Origin of the sequence: Mesorhizobium sp. M0174, assembly GCF_040322275.1 — a bacterium.
Taxonomy (GTDB): domain Bacteria; phylum Pseudomonadota; class Alphaproteobacteria; order Rhizobiales; family Rhizobiaceae; genus Mesorhizobium.
In genome coordinates, this window is record NZ_JAMYTB010000001.1 from 493,657 (window position 1) to 513,252 (window position 19,596).

Consider the following 19,596-nt stretch of genomic DNA (forward strand, 5'->3'; position numbering starts at 1 on the left):
CCATTGGGCCGTCGCGTGTCGAATTATCCGCTTTCCTACAAACTGTCCTGGCTGCCACGCTTCCTCCGGCCTTCGCTCAATGGCGACGCGCGCGGCTTTGCTCCGGCGGCCGCAGCCCTGCTCGACCCGCCGCCGGCGCGCACGGTGCGGCTGGCTTTCGTCGGCGATATCTCGGCGGTGGCCAATCGCAGCCCGCCGGACTGCGATCCGGCGATTGCGGCACTGCTTGCCTCGGCCGATCTGGTGGTCGGCAATTGCGAAAGCCCGGTGGTGGAACGGCCGAGCGCTGTTTTGGGTACGAGGTTTGGCACGCACCACGCGATGAACGAGCGGTTCCTTGCCGAGGCGCTGGCCGCTGCCGGCATTTCGCGCGAAAAACTGGTGCTGTCGCTGGCCAACAACCATGTGCTCGACCAGGGCATCGCCGGCTTCGACGAGACGGTCGCCGTGCTGGAGCAATTAGGCATCCGCACGATCGGCACTGCGGCTCCGGTCGAGCGGTTTGCGGTTGGTTCGCTGACCATAGGCCTTGCCGCCTTTACCTTGTGGCGCAATGCCGACGCGGCTCAGTTCGCGGGCCGAGTCTCGATGGAAAGCAATCCGACGCAATGGCCGCGCGATGCCGCTTCGGGTGTCGACCTCCTCTGCGCGGTGCCGCATTGGGATTGGGAATTCCGGCATTTTCCACGTGCGAGGACGCGGGCACTGGCGCGGCTTCTGGCCGAACACGGCGTCGGCCTGGTCGCCGGACATCATGCTCATGTCGTGCAGCCGATCGAGCGGATCGGCAAGACGCTCGTCGCCTATGGACTCGGCGATTTCTTCGGCACCGCCTTCGCGCGCCAGCCTTGGCCTGGCCGCATCGGTGCCATTTTCGTCGTCGACATCAGCGCCGATTCCGGCACGCGCGGCGCCATTGCCGCCTACCGGCTGCATGCCTTCATGCGGCTGCGCGCCGGCGATCACGAGCGGCTGGTGCCGGTTGAAATGTTGAGGGGAAAATCAAGGCAAAGGGTTCTGGCCCGCCTCGATGCGATCTTCAGTGCCGGGCGGTGACGGCTGCGCTGACGCGGTCCGCCAAACCGGCTATCATGCCCAACGCGGGCAGGCTTGTGGCGGCGGTGGGTGATGGAAACTGCGGATTTCATGCCGAGCGAAGCGGTGATCGCCGGCCTCAGGAAGAACATCGAGGCCTATGAGGCCGAAAGAGCTTCGGCCCATCGCCGGACGCGCTGGCGGGTCCCACTTTTCATCGGGCTGGTGCTGGCGTTCGTGGTGTTTGTGGCCTGGCTCTTCAACGGGGTTGCCGACCCGAACGAGCAGTGGGTCTCGACCCCGCATGTGTTCCTCTATGTCGGCGGACTCCTGGCAGCGATCTTGCTCTATTTCCGGGCGATCAAGCCAGCGAGCAAATTGCAGCAGTCGTTTCGCAGCACGCTGTTGCCGATCATCTTCGGTTTCATCGAGGACATGCGGTATCGGCACAACGTCAAGCCGAATTCGTTCGACCGGCTGCCGCGTGAGACGCTTGGTTCGTTCAACCGACAGTCTTTCGACGATGTTTTCTCCGGCCGCTACGAAGGGTTTCCATTCGAGCTGTACGAAGCAGATCTACGGGAAGGGACGGGCAAGAGCACGACGGCAGTGTTCAAGGGCGTGATCGTCGCCTTCGAGACGATCGTGCCGTTCCCCGGCACGTTGGTGGCCGCGCGCCGGACCAACAAGGTCGTCGGCTTTCTCCGCGGCATCTTCGGCAGCAAGATGCAGGAACTATCCAGCGGCGTGCCGGAGCTCGATGCCGCCTATGAGTTCCGCACCGACAATATCGAGGCGGCGCGGCCGCTGGTGACGGGCCGGCTGGCGCAGGCGCTGCAATGGCTCGGCGAGACCCGGCCGAACGATCCGGCACGCGTCGCGCTCAACGGCAGCGACGGCTTCCTCCTGCTGCCGCAGGAAAGGAATTTCTTCGAGCTCCCGGATAGCTCCACGCGCCTCGACTACACCAAGCATGTCGCGCCGATGATCGCCGACATGGGCGCGATGCTGACGACGGCGGCTTTGGTGCGCAAGATCGGGGCGAGGGACGAGGAGGCGGGGTAGTCCGGCTGGGCGGTCAGCAATCGAAGCCGCGTTGGCTACGCATGTAGTCGACTTCTTCCTTCGGCATCGACTTGAACATCACACAGACGGTGAAACTGCCAACCTGGTGACCGTTTTTGGTATATCCCCAGTCGGAAATATCGTCTCGGTTGAATTCTACATACTGGCCAGCCACGACGTTGTGGACGCTATGTGGCTCATTCGCCAATATCCCCACGAATCCGGTTTCGTTCCGCTGGAACGGGATGACCCAGAAGTGTTCGGTCACATGTCCGTCCTTGATCATCACCTTCAGTTTGAATGTGTCCGTTCCAGGTGGCGGTGTCTGGGATAATGCCAGGAATGCATCCAGGGTGGCACGTGCCTGTGCAGTCGCCGCCGCCATATCTGGATCGTCAGGCGCGACTGCGACGACGCTGTCGTCGCCCTGACTGGAGTCGTGAGCCTCGGCGCATATCGGAGCAAGCTCTAGCATCAGGGACAGTATCGCGCGGGACACGAGCTTCATGGAATGGGCGCCCATACAATGGTCAGCATCATCATAGATCCGTTCGGATCTTCAATCATAGCGCGAAGCATACCTTAATTGCAACCATAAGAAAATGCTCCTGATGCCGCAACTGCCGCTAGTTCTGCTACGCACTCCGGCTCTGGTTTTTGCCGGAAACCCGCGCTATCCCTGAGGCAGCGAGGGGTATCATGTTCGAAGAACGCAAGGGGTTTCGCCTGTCGCGGCGGCTGCTGCTGGGTGCGGCGGTGGTCGGCGGCGCGATGGTCTGGGGCGGGACGACAGTGGCGCGGCTGGCGCGCGGTCCGTCGGGGCAGAAGAATTCCGGGCGCATCGCCGACATTGACGGCATCGATCTGGCGCAGAAGCCGCTGGAGGGCCCGCCAGCCTACGATCCGTCGCTGCCATGGCTGACCAAGGGCGGCGACATCAACGATGCCAGCGGCCTGTCGATGACGCCGGTCTACGGCGTTGTCGAAGTCAGCGAGGAAGACCACATTGCGAGCGCGCTGGCCTTTGCCCGCACCAATGGCCTGAAGGTCTCGGTCGCGGCGGTGCGCCATTCGATGGGCGGACACGCTTTCGACGACAACGCACTGGTCCTCGACATGCGCAAATTCAACAGGGTCAGCATCGACCCGGCTGCGAAGAGGATGACCTTGCAGCCGGGCGCGCGCTGGCACGACATCCAGAACCTTTTGCACCCGCGCTTTGCGGTAAAGGCGATGCAGTCGACCGACATCTTTTCGGTCGGCGGCTCGCTGTCGGTCAACGCGCATGGCATGGACCACCAGGCCGGCTCGGTCGCCGGCTCGATCCGATCGATGCGGGTGATGCTGGCGGACGGTTCGGTGACAACCTGCTCACCGGCCGAAAACACCGAGCTGTTCCGCCACGTCGTCGGCGGCTACGGCCTGTTCGGCGTGGTGCTGGAGGCGACGCTCGACATTGTCGACAACGACGTCTACCGGACCTCGCGCGAGATCATCAAATCGGACGACTTTCCAAGGTTTTTCGCCGAGGGGCTGGAGCCAAACAGGGCGATCGGTCTGTTTTATGGGCACCTGTCGACAGCGCCGGGTAATTTCCTCGAGGATATGATCGTCTACCGCTATGACAAGGTGGCCAACCAGCCGCCGGCCGACCAGCCGGCAATCGGCGAACCGGGTTCAGTCGGGCTCAAACGGGTGATCATCAACCTGGCGAAATGGGGAAGCCTGTTCCAGGAACTGAAATGGTTCACCGAAAAGACGCTGGAGCCGCAATTCGAGAGCTGCACGGTGGCGCGCACGACGGCAATGGCCGAAGGCGAGGCCTGCCTCGTCACCCGCAACAATCCGATGCATGATTCAGTGCCCTATCTGTTCAACGATCTGCTCGATGAGACCGACATCCTGCACGAGTATTTCATCCCGCGCGCCGCCTATAACCCGTTTATCGCCGAAGCGCGCGAGATCCTGCGCAACCAGAGCCTGCCGGTGCTCAACGCGTCGGTGCGCGTCGTCCACAAAGAGGATGTGGCGCTGAATTATGCGCCGGAGCCGGCCTATTCGCTGGTGCTCTACATCAATCAGCCGACCGACGCCGACGGCAATGCCAGGATGCGGGCGCTGACAAGGGCGCTGATCGATGTGACGATCAAGCATGGCGGGCGTTTCTTCCTGCCCTACCAGCTCCACTACACGGGCAAGGAACTGCTTGCGTCCTATCCGGAACTGCCGTCCTTCCTGGCGAAGAAGCGGCAATACGATCCGGATGAGCTGTTTTCGTCGACTTTTTATCGCGCCATCAGGGCATTGATCGGCACGGCCTGAGCGTCGGTTACAGACCGTCAGGCAGTTTCGCCGCCAGCCAGTTCGCCGAGCGCTTGGCGATGCCGATCGTTGCCGCTGCGGCGCGGCCGAGATCGGTCTTGACCACGGCGTAACCCGCCTTCGTGCGGTAGAGCACCGCGCGGCCGCCATCGACCGCCGCTTCATAGGCGACTGGCCGGACGGTTTCCGTTTCCGTCGCCGTTGCCTGCGTTCCGACGGCAGCACTGGGCCGATGGCTCAGTTCCGGTGGCAGCGGGTCTGTCGCGGCGGTGCTGGCCGTCGTCAATTCGGGCTCCGAAGCGGTCGCCGCGAGCTGAGATGACGAGTTCTGTGTCCGGCAGATGCCGGAGACCAGCGGATAGTCAAAATTGCGCTCGTGCAGCATCTGGCTTTTCATCGCCGCTTCGCATTCGGCGATGGTCGACCATTTGGCGGGCGTCTCGCCGATATATTCGCAAAGCCTGGCGTCGCAATCGCAGCCGACGATGGTCATGGCGACAAGGGCGGTCTTGATCACAATCTTGTCCCTCCGAGTTGCCTGGCGATGTGCGCAAGACAAAGTGCTGCGGGGTCATCAATCGTTGCGGAACAAGGCGGGATTTGGCCGCGATTGTGGAATGAGCGTGGCGGAGCATCACGCAACGTCTTGCCGGGGCCGGCTGTGGCCGAAAGGCCTCAGTAATCGTAGACGTGCTCGAGCCTGGCGCCCGCCGTCATCAGCGCCGGCAGCACGATGTGCAGCTTGCGCACGGCGACGGTCAGGCCGGTGCGTCGCGTCGAAGGTTCCGCCGGAAGCGGGTAGCTGAACAAGGTGCGTGCACCTTCGGGAACATTGATTTCGTCGTTGGAAAGCATGGTGACCATGATCTCGTCATTGCCGCCGATCTCGACGAAGGAGATGCCCTTGCCGATCAGGCGCGGGATCATGTCGGTGAACACCTGATAGCGCCTTGTCACGAAGACCATGCCATCGGCGCCGAGATCGCGCTCCAGCAAGGTGTCGGGCTCGTTGCGCGTCACCTCGCTGACCGGACCCTTGGCCCAGACGTGAATGTCGAGCAAGGCCGGGTCGGTGGTGGCGGCGAGCGCCGACTTGATCAGATCGGCGTAGCCTTGCTTGATGGTGTCGGCGAGGCCGAAGGCGAGCTTGCGTTCGCTGGTGCGGAAGGCGCTGTCGTCCGCTGCCGGCTGAACGGCGAACAGGCCGGCACGCTTTTCGGCATAGGGAAACTGGTACCACGGCACCTGGTCGAGAAAACCGGCATAGTCCGCCGCCACCTTGGCCTGGTAGATATCGACGGCGGTGCGCTTGCCGGCGGTCGCTTCAGTGACGCGGCCGACCGTATTTTCATAGGCCCACTGGATGGCGTGCTCGATCGTGTGGCTGGTGCCGATGATCACCAGCATCTGGTGGTTGTCGAGGTTGAACTTGTAGGCGGAGCTGGCGCGGATGACCGTCGCATAGTCCTGCCAGAAACGGCCGATATAGGAGAGATAGGGAAAACCGCTCGGCTGGTTCTTGTCGACGAAGCCGGCATATTCGCGGGCGGCGTAGACGATGGCCCATTCCGGATAGGTGAGAAAGGTCGATTCCTCCGTCCGCTGGTAGCCGGGGATTTCGGCACGGATCTTGTCGGCCAGCGCCTTCGGCGGGGCACCCTCAGCGACGCCCGACAATGGCGTTGTGTCCAGCGACGGCGTCGTGAGAAAGCCGTAGGCCAGCCCGGCGATCGGGATCAACACGACAATGACGACGAGCCAGAGGATCGCCTTGATGATGCGCTTCAGCCAGCGGAACAGGAACATGGCCGGTCAGGCCGTGGCGAAATGGTCGTACACACGTTTCGACAGCCAGAACCCGACATAGACGGCGAAGCCGCCGATGACGATGTGCGGCAGGTTGGCGAAGAAGCGGGCCGGGAATTCGATGTCGTTCAAGGAGCGGAAGCCGTTGATGAAAATGCCGCCATCGAGGCAACCGGAACCGGTGACCAGGCCGAGCACGCCGTCGAACAGATAGACCGAGCCGAACAGCTTGAAATAGAACACGGCCTGGCGGTGCGAGATGAAGGCGGCCGCCAGCGCCCAGACGCCGGAGAAGGCGTGCAACAAATCATCATACCATTGCAGCGAGAACAGGCCGAACAGATTGCCGCCGGCATCGTTGAAGGCCGGCACATAGCCGATGGCAACAACGCCGAAGAACAGGAAAGCATAGGCAACAGCAAGCTTCTGGATGAGCGTCATGAAATGTCCCCCTGCCGTCAGCCCTTTTAAGCGGCCCCCGACGGCAAATGGATAGTAGCTGATTTTGGCGCAGGGTGAAGCGTCGCCGACAAAATCGTCAGGCGGGGCCACAAAGACAGTCGGCGCCGGGATTTCTCCCAGCGCCTCCCTGTCAGATCAGGACACGGTCGCGGCAGCAACTCCCGAAAGGTGTCGCGCCATGCCGGCCTTGATTTTGACGGTCCTGCCAGTCGCCACCCGAGGGTAGCGTCCGTTCCGGACCACGCCGGTCTCCGCTCTTGCGAGCTTTGCCCAGCGCGCCATCGAAGGTTTTTGCCGTCCTTCATGGCAGCATCGGTCCGCCGTCGGCGTTCGCACGCTTTCCGCGGCCCCGTAGCTCTCGGCTTCCATCCCTCCAACAGGCAAGCCTGTTCTCGTTCAGGGCCGTACGGGCCTCAGGAAATCTGCCGTTCCGCTTTGCCTTTCGGCGTCGCGATCGGTAGCCGCCTGAGATGGGTTTAATGTATGTCGGATAAGTGTTTGGCGGAACTGCCGCATGCCTGTGGATAGCGGGATTATCGGGGACTGACCCTGCCAAAACAGCGACTGCCGCCGCCGGTCGGGATTTTGCCGCCTCGAAGCCGAAACCGCATTGTCGGACATTCGATCTTGCCCCGCGGGCCGGCGCGGGCTTCAATGCCGGCAAATGATTGGAAGGCGTGTTCGATGGCCTTGGGGAGGCGGGCTTGAAGGTCGCGGTGGTTCTCAATCCGATCGCCGGCGGCGGCAGGCTCAAGCGGCATTGGCCCGAGGTTGCGGCGTCGCTGAAAAGACATTTCGGCGATTTCGAGCTGCGTGAAACGCAGGCCGAGGGCGATGCCGAACGGCTGGCGCTCGACCTTGCCGCCATCGGCTTCGAGCTGGTGATCGCGGCCGGCGGCGACGGCACCGCCAGCGAGGTCGCCGACGGGCTGCTGAAAGCTTTCCGGGAAAGCGGCCGGACGGCCGAGCTTGGGCTGCTGCCGTGCGGCGCCGGCATCGACTTCGCGCGCGGGCTCGGCCTGTCGAACAATGTCGACCTGACACTGAAGCGGATTGCCGAGGCCAAAGGCCGCAAGGTGGATGCCGGGTGCATTAGCTATGTCGACGACCACGGCGCGCTTGCCAGCCGCCATTTCATCAACATCGCCAGCCTCGGGCTCTCCGGCGCCACCGACCGGGCCGTCAACGCCGACAAGCGCAAGGGCAAGGTTTCCGCCAAGGCGATGTTCTACTGGCGCACGGTCTGGGAGTTCCTCCGCTACCGCTTCCAGGACGTCGCAATCACCATCGACGACGGTGCCCCGGTCGAGGCGCGCATGGCACTGGTGGCGGTGGCCAACGGCAAATTCTTCGGCGGCGGCATGATGATCGCGCCCGACGCCGAGCTTAACGACGGCGAGTTCGACATCGTCATTCTGCGTGCGGCCGGCAAGCTGAAGCTGATCTGGGACATCCGCCTGCTCTATGGCGGGCGGCACCGCAACCATCCGGCGATCACCATCCTGCGCGGCAAGAAAGTGGTTGTCGAGCCGCTCGGCGATGTGCAAAAGAACGCCGCGCTGATCGACATAGACGGCGAATCGCCGGGTCGCATACCGGCGACCTTCGAGATCCTGCCCGGCGCCTTGACGCTAAGATATTGAATCAAGGCATTGAGGGGTTGATTCAAGTTCTTTCGGCGGTGATTCCGGCGATCCGGCCAATGTGCTGAAATCGCGTGAGAATTGCCTGATGTCAGGCCTCGAGCTTGGCCGGGAAACCAGGCGCGCGAAGATCGGTTCCGATCGCATCTTCCAGAAGCCTGACGATCATGGTCGACCAATTCCTTGAAACAGTGATTTTGGCAGGTGGCGGCCCATCGGCAGCGAACGTCGGTCGTTCCTGTCGGTGGTAAATCGCAAACCCTGGAGATTGGCCGAATCCCCCCCAACTTCGTCATCCCAGGGCGAAGCAGGAGCGAAGCTCCATCGCGGAGACCCTGGGATCCATGCCGTAACCTTGATCAAAGAGTGCAGCGGAGCAGAATTTTGCACCGCAGCAGCGCTCTGAAGTCGCGGCATGGATCCCGGGGTCTGCGCCGCGTCGCTCCGCTCCTTGCTCCGCCCCAGGATGACGAAGCGATGGGCGTTTGCGCTAATCGCCAAGGCATGCGGTCCGTCAACGCAAGCGACCCGTCAAGTCCTCTGTGCCGAGGAACCAGGCGCCGGGCCGCGGTCGTAGACGGCGACGGCAAAAGCCGTTGCGGATCAGGCTGGCGCTCACGGCATCAGCGGGGTCTGCATCATCTGCAAATGCAGGTCCTTGCCGGTCCAGGGATGCGCTTCGCAAACGGCTTCATCGAGTTCGACGCCGAGGCCGGGCTCCTTCGACGGGATGACATTGCCGTCCTGCCATTCGATCTTCTTCTTGAGCAGCTTCTCGTGAAATCCGCCCCACTGCTTCAGCGATTCCAGAATGAGGAAGTTGGGCAGCGTCACCGCGAGCTGGATGTTGGCGGCGCCGACGATCGGCCCGCAATAGCAGTGCGGCGCGATCTGGATGTGATAGGCTTCGGCCATGGCGGCGATCTTCTTGGTTTCGAGAATGCCGCCGGAGCGGCCGAGGTCCGGCTGCAGAATGGTCGCCGCGCGGTTCTCGATCACACGCGCGAATTCGAACTTGGTCGTCAGCCGCTCGCCGGTGGCAATCGGGATCGAGGTCGCGCGGGCGACCTGCGCCATCACCTCGGGCATGTCGGGCGGCACCGGCTCCTCGAACCACAGCGGGTCATAAGGCTCGATGGCGCGCGCGAGGCGCAGCGCACCCGAAGCTGTGAACTGGCCGTGCGTGCCGAACAGGATATCGGCGCGGGTGCCGACCGCCTCGCGGATCGCCTTGACCATACGGGCGGAGAGATCGATGTCGACGAGGCGCGGCTGGTGGCCGTCGAAGGCGGTGTAGGGGCCGGCTGGGTCGAGCTTGACCGCGTTGAAACCCTGCTCGACATATTCGAGCGCGCAGGCGGCGGCCAGATCGGGGTCGTTGTAGACGTTCTTGCCGCGGGCGTCCTCGGAGTGGACGCTGCCGCTGTGCGGGTAGAGGTAGGTATAGGAACGCAGCGTTTCGTGCACCTGGCCACCAAGCAACTTGTAGACCGGCTTGCCGGCCTCCTTGCCGATGATGTCCCAGCAGGCGATTTCGAGCGCCGAGAAACAGCCCATGCCCGACACGTCGGGGCGCTGGGTGAAGCCTGACGAATAGGCGCGGCGGAAGAAGTTTTCGACGTCGTGCGGATCGCGGCCGACGAGATAGCGCTCTGCCATGTCCTCGACCATTTTTGCGGTGACATGGGCCGAGAAGGTGGCGTTGTAAGCTTCGCCATAGCCGACGACGCCGCCATCGGTGGTGAGCTTGACGAAGATGAAATACTTGCCGCCGATGCCGGGCGGCGGATTGCCGACCACCCAGGTCTTGACGTCGGTGATTTTCATTGCTGATCCTCCAGAACCAGTTCGGCGCCCTTCCATCCGGTCATGATCGCGGCGGCGTTGGTGTTGCCGGTGATGTTGTCGGGAAAGATCGAGGCGTCGATGACGCGCAGGGCTTCGATGCCGTGCACCCGCAGGCGCGGGTCGACGACGGCGCGCGCGGCGTCAGGCCCCATGCGGCAGGTCGAGACCGGATGATAGACGGTGCCCGAGCGCTTCCTGAAATCCTGGATGAGATCTGCATCGGAGGTGATCGAGGGACCGGGCAAAACCTCCTCCTCGATGATCTCGGCCATCGCCGGCATCGATGCGATCTTTCTGACGAATTTCACCGCTGCCAGCATTTCGGCGACGTCTGCCTCGGTTGAAAACGCGTTGGCGACGATTTTGGGATAATCGCGCGGATTGGCGGAGCGGATCATGATTTCACCGCGGCTCGACGGACGGCAGTTGGACAGCCCGATGGAAAAGCCGGGCCACGGATCGGGCGTCAGGATCGGCCGCTCGCCGCTCTTCGGAATGACGGTCGAGAAGGCCTGGAAATAGAGCTGCATGTTGGGCCGTGCCGCGGCCGGATCGGTGCGGAAGAAGCCGCCGGCATTGTTCATCGACAGCGACAGCGGGCCTGAGCGCAAAAACACGTACTGCATGCCGACCAGCAGCTTGCCCCACCACGGGCGCAGGACCTGGTTGAGCGTCGGCAGCCTGCCCTTGAAGGTGTAGTTGATGCCGACATGGTCCTGCAGGTTTGCCCCGACATTCTCGTTGGCGTGAACGACAGGAATGCCGAGCGCGCCAAGCAGCGCCGACGGGCCGATGCCGGAGAGCTGGAGAAGTTGGGGCGAATTGACCGAACCCCCCGACAGGATGATTTCGCGGCCGGCGCGGGCGGTTTTCGTGGCACCATTCTGGAGATACTCGACGCCGATGGCGCGCTTGCCCTCGAAAAGGATTTTGGTCGCCAGCGCGTTGATCTCGACGCGGACGTTTTTGCGCTTCATCGCCGGGCGCAGGAAGGCGCGCGCCGCCGACATGCGGCGGCCGTTCCTGGTGGTGATCTGGTAGACGCCGACGCCTTCCTGCGAGGCGCCGTTGAAATCCGGGTTGAGCGGCATGCCGGCTTGATTGGCGGCCGCGAGATAGCGCTTGGTGAGCGGATGGACGGAGGTCGAGCAGTCGGTGATATGCAGCGGCCCACCGACGCCGCGCCATTGGTCGGCGCCGGCCTGGTTGTCCTCCAGCGCCTTGAAGGCGGGCAGCAGGTCGTCGAAGCCCCAGCCGGGATTGCCGGCGTCCCGCCAGGCGTCGAAATCCTCGCGCGCGCCCCTTATCCAGACCATGGCGTTGATCGAGCTCGAACCGCCGAGCAGCTTGCCGCGCGGCCAGTGGTCGACATTGCCGGCGAGACCCGGGTCCGGCTCGGCCTTGTAGTTCCAGTTGACTGCCGGATCGAAGAAGGTCTTGCCATAGCCGAGCGGCATCTGCACGTAGAAGCGGCGGTCGCTGCCGCCGGCCTCGAGCACCAGCACCGAGAAGCGGCCGGAAGCCGACAACCTTTCGGCCAGGACCGAGCCGGCCGAGCCGGAACCGACGATGATGAAGTCATAGGTCTGCATGGTGGATAAAGATGGCCCTGAATTTCGCCCAGCCTAGACGCCGCGGACCGCCGCCATCACGGAGCTTCCGGCATCGCTTGTGAAAAAAGCGACTGGCGCGCGCTGCTCACGCTATGACGCGACTGCTTTGCGGAAGGCGCGGCTGGAAATTGAAATCGTGTTATCGCATGGGTCATGGGCGTTGGCGAAAACATAGCCGCCCGCCTCATGCAGGGCGCCGAATAGCAGGCCGTCGCTGGCGCGTTGCGCAGGAAACGCCTGGACGTCCTCGACATCGAAACCAGTTTAACGGTCGATTTGTCCCGACCGCTGTCCTTTGCCAGCCTGGTGGAGCATCAGGCGTGTGCCTCCGGCTGGACTGACCAATTCGATAATACGGTCACCGTCCTCTCGATGCGCTTTGAAACCGAAATGCTTTTCGTAGAAGGCGACTGTCGCTTCCAGGTTCTTGGCGTAGAGAACAATTCGATTGAGCGCTAAAGCCAATTGTTCCTCCACCAACCGATCCGAGCATCACAGGCGATGATCGGCAATCTGCTTGAAATCATAGCGCATGATCGGGCGGGCCGGGGTCCTGCGGGCGACGACCCTGAACCCGGCGCGCGCGAAGGTGGAGGCATATCCGCTGCCGGAAGCGCTCGGCGATACGTCTGCGTCGAAAGGATAGGCTTCGAGCGCCGGAGCATTTGCGTGCCTTGCGACTTCCAGGGCCTGTGCAATCAGCTGGGATGTTACGCCCCGCCGGCGGTATTGTCTTCGCACGTAGAGGCAGGACAGGGACCAGACCGGCCTGTCATCCACGCGCTTGAGCCGAAATAGCCGATCGAGCCAGGGCAGAGCATCTCGCGGTGTCACCTGGCACCAGCCGATAGCCATGTCGCCGTCGAAAGCAAGCAAACCCGGAGGCGGACCATGCTGGACGGCTTGCCGGAACGCTGCCTTGTTTTCCTCACCGGATCGTTTTCGATAAGAACGACCGATCCGCCCGTACATACACCAACAACGACTGCAGACGGCGCTGTCACCGAACAGGTCCTCGAGTGCCGGCCACAGATCGGGCGTCAGTGGGCGAAAGGTAAGCTTCATGTCAGCCGTCATCCGCTACCTATCTTGCCCAGTCTAGCCTGCACTGCGCGCTAGCGCATCATAGATTGCAGTTCATGCGGGTGATGTTCGAAAAGGGGATTTCGCTCAGCATCCCCGCCGTTCTCCGGCTCGGCGCAGAAAATTGATTGCTGCCTAATCTGCAGCAGTTAACTGCATCCCATCGCTATTCCCGCTGTTTATGAGGCGCATTATTGATGTCGCAAGGAGTTCGCCGTGAACAGCGCCGACCCGCCCGAAGGTCTTCCATTTCCATGGAGTGGTCCGAGCGGTCGGCATCCGCCCTGCGGCGATCCCGTACCCTGCGCCCAGCTTTCAGCTGCAATTCGAAAGACAAGACCATGAATATCAACCGTCGAACGTTCGGTATCGGCACCTTTAGTGCCGGCGCCCTGCTACTTCCCCCGATCAGCCTCTTTGGGAGCAACGCTGCGGCTATCGCCGCCCCGTCTCCGGCTTCGCTTGCGAGCGCCCACAGGTTCATGCTCGGCGACCTCGAGATCACAGCACTGAGCGACGGCTACCTCAATCTCGGCCTCGAACTCTTCCCTTCCGCAGATACCGCTGCCGCCGAAGCGCTGCTGGCAAAGGCATTCCTGCCAAAACCACTCCCGACCTCGGTCAATGCTTACCTTGTCACCAAAGGCGACAGACGGGTACTGATCGATACCGGCACGGCATCGGCGCTGGGGCCCATACTGGGACATATACCCGAGGCGCTCGCCGCCGCTGGCGTCGGGCCGGAAGAAATCGACACGATAATCATCACCCACCTCCATCCCGACCATGCCAACGGCCTTGTCGGTATTGGCGGCACGGCCGCCTTCCCGGCAGCGGAGGTCGTGGTTGCCGCGCCGGAATTCGCTTTCTGGCACGATGACGGGATACGGTTCAAGGCGCCCGACCAGATGAAGCCGTACTTCGAAATAGCGCGCAAATCGCTGCTGCCTTACCATGGCAAGGTCCGGAAGATCAAAGGCGAGGTCGAGATCGCGCCCGGGATCAGCGCGTTGCCTGCGCCTGGACACACGCCGGGGCATCTCGCGCTTCGAATTGGCTCTGGTGATGCCAACCTGCTGCTCTTGACTGACGTAATCCACGCCTCCGCGCTGCAATTTGCGCATCCGGAATGGGCAATCGCCTTCGACGTGGACCAGGAGGCCGCAATCGCCACGCGCAAGAAGGTGCTCGACATGGTGTCGGCGGATGGCCTGCTCGTCGCGGGTATGCACCTGCCCTTCCCAGGCATCGGTCATGTCATCCGCGACGGCAACGCCTACGCCTACGTCCCGACACCCTGGCCCGCTTTGTGAAGCACGGCTATCGGCGAGGGCTTGGTTCTGTCGCGCCATCGGGCGCGCCAGCCTTCTCACCTCGGCCATAGAATGCAATCCTACTGGTTGGGCTCGTCTAGCTGCGCACAGCATCCTTTCAACACCGTCGACCGATACCCGAACTGCAGGCCGCGACACCATTCAATGGCGTTGACCTGTCCGTGCCGCGACGGTACGGGGTCTGGGCGATCGGTTCGAGAGGATTGGCCAATGGTGCATTATGCGGACGGGCGGCCGATCGGCGATCTTACGCTCAGGACGCTGGCTATGCCTTCGGACGCCAATGCGGCAGGCGACATTTTTGGCGGCTGGGTGATGGCGCAGATGGATCTCGCCTGCGGCATCCGCGCCGCCGAGCGCGCCAAGGGCCGCGTGGTGACGGCGGCGGTGAAGGAAATGTCCTTCGCCAAACCGATGAAGATCGGCGACACGCTGTGCATCTATACGCATGTCGAACGCGTCGGCCGCACCTCGATGACGCTCAAGGTCGAGGCCTGGGCGCAGCGCTATCTCTCCGACCTGATGGAGAAGGTCACCCATGCCGACTTCGTCATGGTGGCGCTGGACGGCGAAGGCAAGCCGAAGGCGGTTCCGGCCGAAGGCTGACCCGGCCTGATTCCAGAAGACGGATTTAGACAGCAGTCTCTCCCGCGCGGGGGATGCGGACAGCGATCCCGCGTGGTCTTTGACCGACGGGTTCCCGCATGCGCGCCTGCAGCGCGACCGACGGGATCTTGGGAGGAAAGACAATGCGTCAACACATGCTGAACGCTGCCCTGGCGAGTGCCTTTGCAGCCTTGCTCTGCCTGTCGTCAGCAAGCGCCTTTGCCGAGGTCAAAAAAGGCGATCCAGGCGCCACCTGCACGTCGGAAAATCGCACAATCAACGGGCAGGCGGCCAAGTGCGAGATCTGCTCGGCGACGAAATGCGACACCAGCGGCACGACGGTGAGCAATTGCCGCAAGGAGACGACCACGACCTGCACGATTGGCGGCAAGGTGGTCAGTCCCAACCCGAAATGGAACCGGATCGAGAAGCTGCCGAAGAGCAAGATGCAGTTACAGCAGTAGGGCTCGTCCGGAGCATCCCCGACAGCTTCAAACCCTTGCAGCGCAAGGGTTCAGCTGTGCATGGCGTCGAATTTTTCTCGCGCGGCCTTGACGCGCTCCGTGTTCTTGCGTGCCCATTCGCCGAGCGCATCGACCGGCACCAGCAGCTCGTAGCCAAGATCGGTCAATTCGTAGTCGACCCGCGGCGGGATGGTCGGGAATACGGTGCGGGTGACGAAGCCGTCGCGCTCGAGCCCGCGCAAGGTGGTGGTCAGCATCTTTTGCGAAATGCCGCCGACCGCGCTGCGCAACTCGTTGAAACGCAGCGGCCCGTTGCCGAGTTTGCCAACGACGAGCACAGTCCATTTGTCACCGACGCGCTGCAGGATTTCCGAGACGGCGCGGCAGTCCTCGGTGCGGTGCGGGTGCCTTGGTAACAAAAAAGTGCCTCCTTGCACATTGAGCGGCCGGTTACTCATATAGCTCAGGTATCTAAACGATACCAGTATTGCTGTAAGGAGAGCCCCTCTATGTCAAAACCCAAAATCGCCATCGTCATTGGTTCGACCCGCGCCGCGCGCTTTGCCGACGTCCCGGCCCAATGGATTGCCAGGATCGCCAAGTCGCATGCCGATATCGACGTCGAAGTCGTCGACCTGCGCGATTTCCCGCTGCCGTTCTTCGATGAGGTCGCATCCTCCGCCTGGGCGCCGTCGCAGAACGAAGTGGCGCAGCGCTGGCAAAAGAAGGTCGCCGGATTCGACGGCTTCATCTTCACCGCCGCCGAATACAATCATGGCCCGACGGCCGTTCTGAAGAACGCCATCGACTACGCCGCCAACGAGTGGAACAAGAAGCCGGCCGGCTTCGTCGGGTATGGCAGCGTCGGTGGCGCGCGCGCGGTCGAGCAGCTGAGGCTGCATGCGGTCGAGTTGCAGATGGCGCCGGTGAAGTCCGCCGTACACATCTCCTGGGCCGATTTCCTTGCGGTCAAGCAAGGCGACAAGAAGCTCGACGAGTTCGAGCACCTCAACCAGGCGGCAACCGCGCTGGTCAACGACATTGCATGGTGGGCGAGGGTGCTGAAGACGGCGCGTCAGGCCGATGCCGTCGCCGAGGAAGTCAAGGCGGCCTGAGCATAGGTTCGAACAGTCCTCCCAAGGATTAATTCTCCCAAGCATTGGGGCGGCGCATGCGCCGCCCCTTTTGTTTCACACGGCATGGGCGTCCTGCGCTTGCCGTGGCCTGATGATGCAATCGGCAAGGCGGTCCATCTCGTTCAGCTCGTCGGCGTGATGCTGGCCCCACTTGCAAAGTGCCAGCAGGATCGGCTCGAGGCTGAGGCCGAGCCGCGTCGCCGAATACTCGACGCGCGAGGGGATCTCGGCAAAGATCTCGCGGCGGACGAGGCCGTGCTCTTCCATTTCGCGAAGCTGCTGGATCAGCACTTTCTGGGTAATGCCGGGCATCAGCGCCTGCAGCGCCGACAGCCGCCGGGGCCTGTCGAAGAGATGGTACAGGATGACGGCCTTCCAGCGGCCCGAAATCACTTTCAGCGCGCGCTCCGCCGGCAGCATCGGCAGCCTCTTGATCAGCTTGGTCATGGTCACCTCCCGGTCAGCAGCGGACAAATCGGTGTGTAGTCGAAGCCAGGCAGATAGTGGCAAACAGCGGCCGATGCCAACAGCAATCGGTGCCTGCGATGAGAGCTATTCAACTGAACCGTTTCGGCGAGGCCGACGTTCTCGAGATAGTCGCGGTGCCGAAGCCTGAGCCGCAAGCCGGCGAGGTCCTGGTCCGCGTTCATGCGGCCGGGGTGAATTTCTTCGAAGTGCTGATGCGCGCGGATCGCTATGCGGTGACGCCGCAGCTGCCGATGATCCCTGGTGTCGAGGCCGCCGGGATCGTGGAGGCGCTTGGGCATGGGGTGGAGGCTTCCTTGCTCGGCATGCGCGTCGCTGCGCCGTTGTTCGCCTCAAGCCAGCCGTTTGGCGGCTATGCCGAGTATGTGACGATCAACGCAAGCCTGGCCGTGCCGCTGCCGGATGCGCTCTCGTTCGAAGACGCGACGGCATTGATGGTGCAAGGGCTGACGGCGCTGCATCTATCGCGGCAAAGCCGGCCGGCCGGCAAATCGGTGCTGGTCGCCGCTGCCGCGGGTGGCGTCGGTTCGTTGCTCGTCCAGCTTGCCAAGCGCGCCGGCGCGAGCCGTGTCATCGCGGCAGCCGGCAGCAAGGCCAAGCTCGATCTTGCTTTGTCGCTGGGAGCCGATGCCGCCGTCGACTACAGCAACGCGGATTGGCCCGAGCACGCCCGGGCAGCGACAGGTGGCGCTGGCGTCGACATCATCTACGACATCGTCGGCGGCCCGCTGACGGCGGCCGCGCTCGAGGCCCTGGCGCCTTGCGGAGAGCTGGTGTTTGCCGCCCTTGGCAGATACGCGCTCGGCGCCCCGGAGATGGAGGCGATGATCGGCCGCAACCAGTCGCTGAGGGGTTTTGCCCTGCTTCCGTTGCTGTCTACGGACGGGCTCCGTGACGGCCTTTTGGAACTTTTCGATCTGGCCGCTGGTGGTCAGCTTGTGGTGACCAAAGGTGGCCGCTTCCCACTCGACCAGGCCAGCCACGCACACCGCCTGCTGGAGGAGCGCGGCGCAACCGGCAAGGTCGTCTTGATACCTTAGCAGGTGGTCGGCAAGGAGCCGAGGATCCGGGCTTGTGCCGTACAGGCCGTCAGCGAACCCGGTAGAACGGATTAGGCAGCAGGAACAGCTTCTCGGCATGCCCCCCGAACAGGTCGGATGGCTGGTCACCGACATTGGCAATTATCGTGTAGCCGGCCTTTTCGATTTCGGCCCTTATGGGTGCCTTGAAATCTGCTGCGGAGCCGTATTTGGCCCCAGGCTGGACCATGTAAAGGTGCTCATAGCCGGCATAGCCGGCCGACTGCAGGTTCTGTTCGGTTGCCTGACGTTGGTCCTCCGGACGTCCGGTGATGAAGAACACCGCGACTTTCGCCGTTCGCGCCTGCCGGAAAACCTCCAGCACAGGGTCGATAGCCGGATCCTTCGCAAGCTGATCCCAGGCGGCCCAGCCACAGGGGCCGTCGATTGCGATGTCGCAGGCGCCGCCGATCGGGCGGCCGAAATTGTCACGTGTGATCACTTCCCAGTTGGCCAACGCCGTCTCGTCGATGTCGAGCACCAGTGCGGGGCGAGGCACCTCCATTGCGCGCTTGACGACCCAGTCGCCTGCCTGCTTCGCCACAGCGGCAAGGTCGCGATCATAGTCGCCGGAATCATGATAATTGGCAGCCGCCAGCATCGCATCGCCGACATTGGCTGGCTGGGACGGGCTTGTGAGAAGGAGCGAGTCGGAACGCGCCGGCCCAGGAACATTTGTGCCGATCATCAGCACGATTGCCCCGACACGCGCAATTCTATTCCAACCAATCGCCCGCATCACGAGACTTTGCAGTCACGAGAAGTCGGCTGTCAAGCGAGGTCTTCCACAGGTCCTCGAGACTGCGACGCTGAATTGGACATTCCAGATGCCGAATGTCTCTATGGGTTGCTGCACGCTACACGATTTCCGCCGTCGCGGTCTTTGCCCCCGACAGGTGACGCACCGCCGGAACCGCCGGTCGAAATGCGTCACCCGAAAAATCATGCCGTTACGCGCTTTGCCGTGCCTACGCCGCCTGAACGATCTCGACCAGTTCAACGTCGAACACCAGATCCCGTCCCGCCAAAGGATGATTGCCGTCGAGCTTGACGCTGGTGTCGTCCACGCCGACGACTGTTACCGGCATCGGGCGCCCCTCTGCGGTTCTGACCTGCAATCGAGTGCCGATATCGACGTTGATGTTGTCTGGCACGCGGGCGCGGTCGACGGTCATCACCGCTTCGGGGCGGTGGGGGCCATAGGCGGCGTCGGCGGGAATGGTGACGGTGCTTTTCGCGCCCACCTCCATACCCTCGACATGGGTTTCGAGACCGGCGATCACTTGTCCTTCACCCAACGTGAATTGCAGCGGTTCGTTGCCGGAAGAATCGAACTGAGTGCCGTCAGCCAGGCGGCCATTGTAATTGATGCGCACGGTGTCGCCATTCTTGGCCTGTGTCATGATAGCCATCCTTTGAAAGTTTCGAGGGGCCGGCCAGAGCTCACAGTCCCGTCCTCGATCATCCACGCACTCGGGTGCGCGGCGCGAAACGCTAAAACTAGGGACCTGGCTGCCGATGTAAACCCCGATTGGGCTACGCCGGCATGATCCGCCAGCGTTCGTCGCCTTCGGCAGGAGTGCGCCGGACTAGCGGGTCATGCCGACTCAACCC

The 19,596-nt window shown here is 62.8% G+C and carries 20 protein-coding genes and 1 pseudogene; 9 read left to right on the top strand and 12 right to left on the bottom strand.

Going from position 1 to position 19,596, the window contains the following annotated elements; all coding sequences use genetic code 11:
• The first annotated feature begins 15 nt into the window (after window positions 1-15).
• A complete protein-coding gene (locus NKJ13_RS02415; RefSeq protein ID WP_352737761.1) occupies window positions 16-1,056 on the top strand; it encodes a CapA family protein in 1,041 nt (346 codons plus the stop codon).
• Window positions 1,057-1,128: 72 nt separating this feature from the next.
• Entirely contained in the window at window positions 1,129-2,100 is a 972-nt protein-coding gene (locus NKJ13_RS02420) for a hypothetical protein (protein WP_352737739.1), read from the top strand.
• 13 nt (window positions 2,101-2,113) lie between these two features.
• On the opposite strand, the gene NKJ13_RS02425 is transcribed toward NKJ13_RS02420, so the two are convergent.
• Window positions 2,114-2,608 (bottom strand): YegJ family protein, encoded by a 495-nt coding sequence (locus NKJ13_RS02425; protein WP_254819220.1) that lies wholly within the window; start codon window positions 2,606-2,608, stop codon window positions 2,114-2,116.
• Between the two features lie 191 nt (window positions 2,609-2,799).
• On the opposite strand from NKJ13_RS02425, the gene NKJ13_RS02430 reads away from it, so the two are divergent.
• Window positions 2,800-4,422, top strand: a complete 1,623-nt coding sequence (locus tag NKJ13_RS02430) for an FAD-binding oxidoreductase (RefSeq protein WP_352737740.1) — start codon at window positions 2,800-2,802, stop codon at window positions 4,420-4,422.
• 7 nt (window positions 4,423-4,429) lie between these two features.
• On the opposite strand, the gene NKJ13_RS02435 is transcribed toward NKJ13_RS02430, so the two are convergent.
• The 3 genes from NKJ13_RS02435 to NKJ13_RS02445 form a co-directional block, all read right to left on the bottom strand.
• Window positions 4,430-4,939 carry a hypothetical protein gene (locus NKJ13_RS02435; RefSeq protein WP_352737741.1) on the bottom strand — a complete coding sequence of 170 codons (510 nt, stop codon included), beginning with the start codon at window positions 4,937-4,939 and terminating at the stop codon, window positions 4,430-4,432.
• A gap of 158 nt (window positions 4,940-5,097) precedes the next feature.
• On the bottom strand, window positions 5,098-6,228 hold the full coding sequence (locus NKJ13_RS02440) for a hypothetical protein (protein ID WP_352737742.1): 1,131 nt from the start codon (window positions 6,226-6,228) through the stop codon (window positions 5,098-5,100).
• A 6-nt stretch (window positions 6,229-6,234) separates the two neighbouring features.
• Window positions 6,235-6,669 (bottom strand): DUF4383 domain-containing protein, encoded by a 435-nt coding sequence (locus NKJ13_RS02445; protein ID WP_023719157.1) that lies wholly within the window; start codon window positions 6,667-6,669, stop codon window positions 6,235-6,237.
• Window positions 6,670-7,394: 725 nt separating this feature from the next.
• Here NKJ13_RS02445 and NKJ13_RS02450 point away from each other — a divergent pair.
• Window positions 7,395-8,333, top strand: a complete 939-nt coding sequence (locus NKJ13_RS02450; protein ID WP_352777025.1) for a diacylglycerol/lipid kinase family protein — start codon at window positions 7,395-7,397, stop codon at window positions 8,331-8,333.
• 615 nt (window positions 8,334-8,948) lie between these two features.
• Here the strand turns inward: NKJ13_RS02450 and NKJ13_RS02455 are convergent.
• The 4 genes and pseudogenes from NKJ13_RS02455 to NKJ13_RS02470 form a co-directional block, all read right to left on the bottom strand.
• Window positions 8,949-10,160 (bottom strand): mandelate racemase/muconate lactonizing enzyme family protein, encoded by a 1,212-nt coding sequence (locus tag NKJ13_RS02455; protein ID WP_352777026.1) that lies wholly within the window; start codon window positions 10,158-10,160, stop codon window positions 8,949-8,951.
• Window positions 10,157-11,773: a GMC family oxidoreductase gene (locus NKJ13_RS02460; RefSeq protein ID WP_352777028.1), complete on the bottom strand. Its 1,617-nt coding sequence runs from the start codon at window positions 11,771-11,773 to the stop codon at window positions 10,157-10,159. The genes NKJ13_RS02455 and NKJ13_RS02460 overlap by 4 nt, the downstream gene beginning before the upstream one ends.
• Window positions 11,774-11,884: 111 nt before the next feature.
• Window positions 11,885-12,259, bottom strand: a pseudogene (locus tag NKJ13_RS02465) (VOC family protein).
• A gap of 27 nt (window positions 12,260-12,286) precedes the next feature.
• Window positions 12,287-12,859, bottom strand: a complete 573-nt coding sequence (locus NKJ13_RS02470; RefSeq protein ID WP_352777029.1) for a GNAT family N-acetyltransferase — start codon at window positions 12,857-12,859, stop codon at window positions 12,287-12,289.
• Between the two features lie 359 nt (window positions 12,860-13,218).
• Between NKJ13_RS02470 and NKJ13_RS02475 the strand changes: the two genes are divergently transcribed.
• The 3 genes from NKJ13_RS02475 to NKJ13_RS02485 all read left to right on the top strand — a co-directional run bounded on the left by NKJ13_RS02475 (window position 13,219) and on the right by NKJ13_RS02485 (window position 15,281).
• Window positions 13,219-14,190: an MBL fold metallo-hydrolase gene (locus tag NKJ13_RS02475; protein ID WP_352737747.1), complete on the top strand. Its 972-nt coding sequence runs from the start codon at window positions 13,219-13,221 to the stop codon at window positions 14,188-14,190.
• 231 nt (window positions 14,191-14,421) lie between these two features.
• A complete protein-coding gene (locus NKJ13_RS02480; RefSeq protein WP_023678380.1) occupies window positions 14,422-14,817 on the top strand; it encodes an acyl-CoA thioesterase in 396 nt (131 codons plus the stop codon).
• 98 nt (window positions 14,818-14,915) lie between these two features.
• Window positions 14,916-15,281 carry a hypothetical protein gene (locus NKJ13_RS02485; RefSeq protein WP_352777030.1) on the top strand — a complete coding sequence of 122 codons (366 nt, stop codon included), beginning with the start codon at window positions 14,916-14,918 and terminating at the stop codon, window positions 15,279-15,281.
• Between the two features lie 50 nt (window positions 15,282-15,331).
• Here NKJ13_RS02485 and NKJ13_RS02490 read toward each other — a convergent pair whose 3' ends face one another.
• Window positions 15,332-15,700, bottom strand: coding sequence for a winged helix-turn-helix transcriptional regulator (locus tag NKJ13_RS02490; protein ID WP_254819229.1), 369 nt, complete (start codon window positions 15,698-15,700; stop codon window positions 15,332-15,334).
• A gap of 90 nt (window positions 15,701-15,790) precedes the next feature.
• Here NKJ13_RS02490 and NKJ13_RS02495 point away from each other — a divergent pair, with 90 nt between their 5' ends.
• Window positions 15,791-16,396 carry an NADPH-dependent FMN reductase gene (locus tag NKJ13_RS02495; protein ID WP_352477902.1) on the top strand — a complete coding sequence of 202 codons (606 nt, stop codon included), beginning with the start codon at window positions 15,791-15,793 and terminating at the stop codon, window positions 16,394-16,396.
• A 75-nt stretch (window positions 16,397-16,471) separates the two neighbouring features.
• Here NKJ13_RS02495 and NKJ13_RS02500 read toward each other — a convergent pair whose 3' ends face one another.
• Complete coding sequence (locus NKJ13_RS02500; RefSeq protein ID WP_352646532.1) at window positions 16,472-16,864, bottom strand: winged helix-turn-helix transcriptional regulator; 393 nt, start codon at window positions 16,862-16,864, stop codon at window positions 16,472-16,474.
• A 98-nt stretch (window positions 16,865-16,962) separates the two neighbouring features.
• On the opposite strand from NKJ13_RS02500, the gene NKJ13_RS02505 reads away from it, so the two are divergent.
• The gene (locus tag NKJ13_RS02505; protein ID WP_352777031.1) at window positions 16,963-17,943 is read left to right on the top strand and encodes a quinone oxidoreductase family protein; all 981 of its coding nucleotides are present in this window, start codon (window positions 16,963-16,965) and stop codon (window positions 17,941-17,943) included.
• Between the two features lie 49 nt (window positions 17,944-17,992).
• Here the strand turns inward: NKJ13_RS02505 and NKJ13_RS02510 are convergent, their stop codons facing one another.
• Both NKJ13_RS02510 and NKJ13_RS02515 read right to left on the bottom strand, forming a co-directional pair.
• Window positions 17,993-18,670: an HAD family acid phosphatase gene (locus NKJ13_RS02510; protein WP_352506708.1), complete on the bottom strand. Its 678-nt coding sequence runs from the start codon at window positions 18,668-18,670 to the stop codon at window positions 17,993-17,995.
• Window positions 18,671-18,950: 280 nt separating this feature from the next.
• Window positions 18,951-19,385 (bottom strand): FKBP-type peptidyl-prolyl cis-trans isomerase, encoded by a 435-nt coding sequence (locus NKJ13_RS02515; RefSeq protein ID WP_352506709.1) that lies wholly within the window; start codon window positions 19,383-19,385, stop codon window positions 18,951-18,953.
• Window positions 19,386-19,596: the final 211 nt, after the last annotated feature.

Excerpts from the sequence above, each read along its gene's own strand:
- NKJ13_RS02420 (WP_352737739.1), top strand. The coding sequence starts at position 1,129 with ATGGAAACTGCGGATTTCATGCCGAGCGAAGCGGTGATCGCCGGCCTC.
- NKJ13_RS02425 (WP_254819220.1), bottom strand. The coding sequence starts at position 2,608 with ATGAAGCTCGTGTCCCGCGCGATACTGTCCCTGATGCTAGAGCTTGCT.
- NKJ13_RS02430 (WP_352737740.1), top strand. The coding sequence starts at position 2,800 with ATGTTCGAAGAACGCAAGGGGTTTCGCCTGTCGCGGCGGCTGCTGCTG.
- NKJ13_RS02440 (WP_352737742.1), bottom strand. The coding sequence starts at position 6,228 with ATGTTCCTGTTCCGCTGGCTGAAGCGCATCATCAAGGCGATCCTCTGG.
- NKJ13_RS02445 (WP_023719157.1), bottom strand. The coding sequence starts at position 6,669 with ATGACGCTCATCCAGAAGCTTGCTGTTGCCTATGCTTTCCTGTTCTTC.
- NKJ13_RS02455 (WP_352777026.1), bottom strand. The coding sequence starts at position 10,160 with ATGAAAATCACCGACGTCAAGACCTGGGTGGTCGGCAATCCGCCGCCC.
- NKJ13_RS02460 (WP_352777028.1), bottom strand. The coding sequence starts at position 11,773 with ATGCAGACCTATGACTTCATCATCGTCGGTTCCGGCTCGGCCGGCTCG.
- NKJ13_RS02470 (WP_352777029.1), bottom strand. The coding sequence starts at position 12,859 with ATGAAGCTTACCTTTCGCCCACTGACGCCCGATCTGTGGCCGGCACTC.
- NKJ13_RS02475 (WP_352737747.1), top strand. The coding sequence starts at position 13,219 with ATGAATATCAACCGTCGAACGTTCGGTATCGGCACCTTTAGTGCCGGC.
- NKJ13_RS02480 (WP_023678380.1), top strand. The coding sequence starts at position 14,422 with ATGGTGCATTATGCGGACGGGCGGCCGATCGGCGATCTTACGCTCAGG.
- NKJ13_RS02485 (WP_352777030.1), top strand. The coding sequence starts at position 14,916 with ATGCGCGCCTGCAGCGCGACCGACGGGATCTTGGGAGGAAAGACAATG.
- NKJ13_RS02495 (WP_352477902.1), top strand. The coding sequence starts at position 15,791 with ATGTCAAAACCCAAAATCGCCATCGTCATTGGTTCGACCCGCGCCGCG.
- NKJ13_RS02500 (WP_352646532.1), bottom strand. The coding sequence starts at position 16,864 with ATGACCAAGCTGATCAAGAGGCTGCCGATGCTGCCGGCGGAGCGCGCG.
- NKJ13_RS02505 (WP_352777031.1), top strand. The coding sequence starts at position 16,963 with ATGAGAGCTATTCAACTGAACCGTTTCGGCGAGGCCGACGTTCTCGAG.
- NKJ13_RS02510 (WP_352506708.1), bottom strand. The coding sequence starts at position 18,670 with ATGATCGGCACAAATGTTCCTGGGCCGGCGCGTTCCGACTCGCTCCTT.
- NKJ13_RS02515 (WP_352506709.1), bottom strand. The coding sequence starts at position 19,385 with ATGACACAGGCCAAGAATGGCGACACCGTGCGCATCAATTACAATGGC.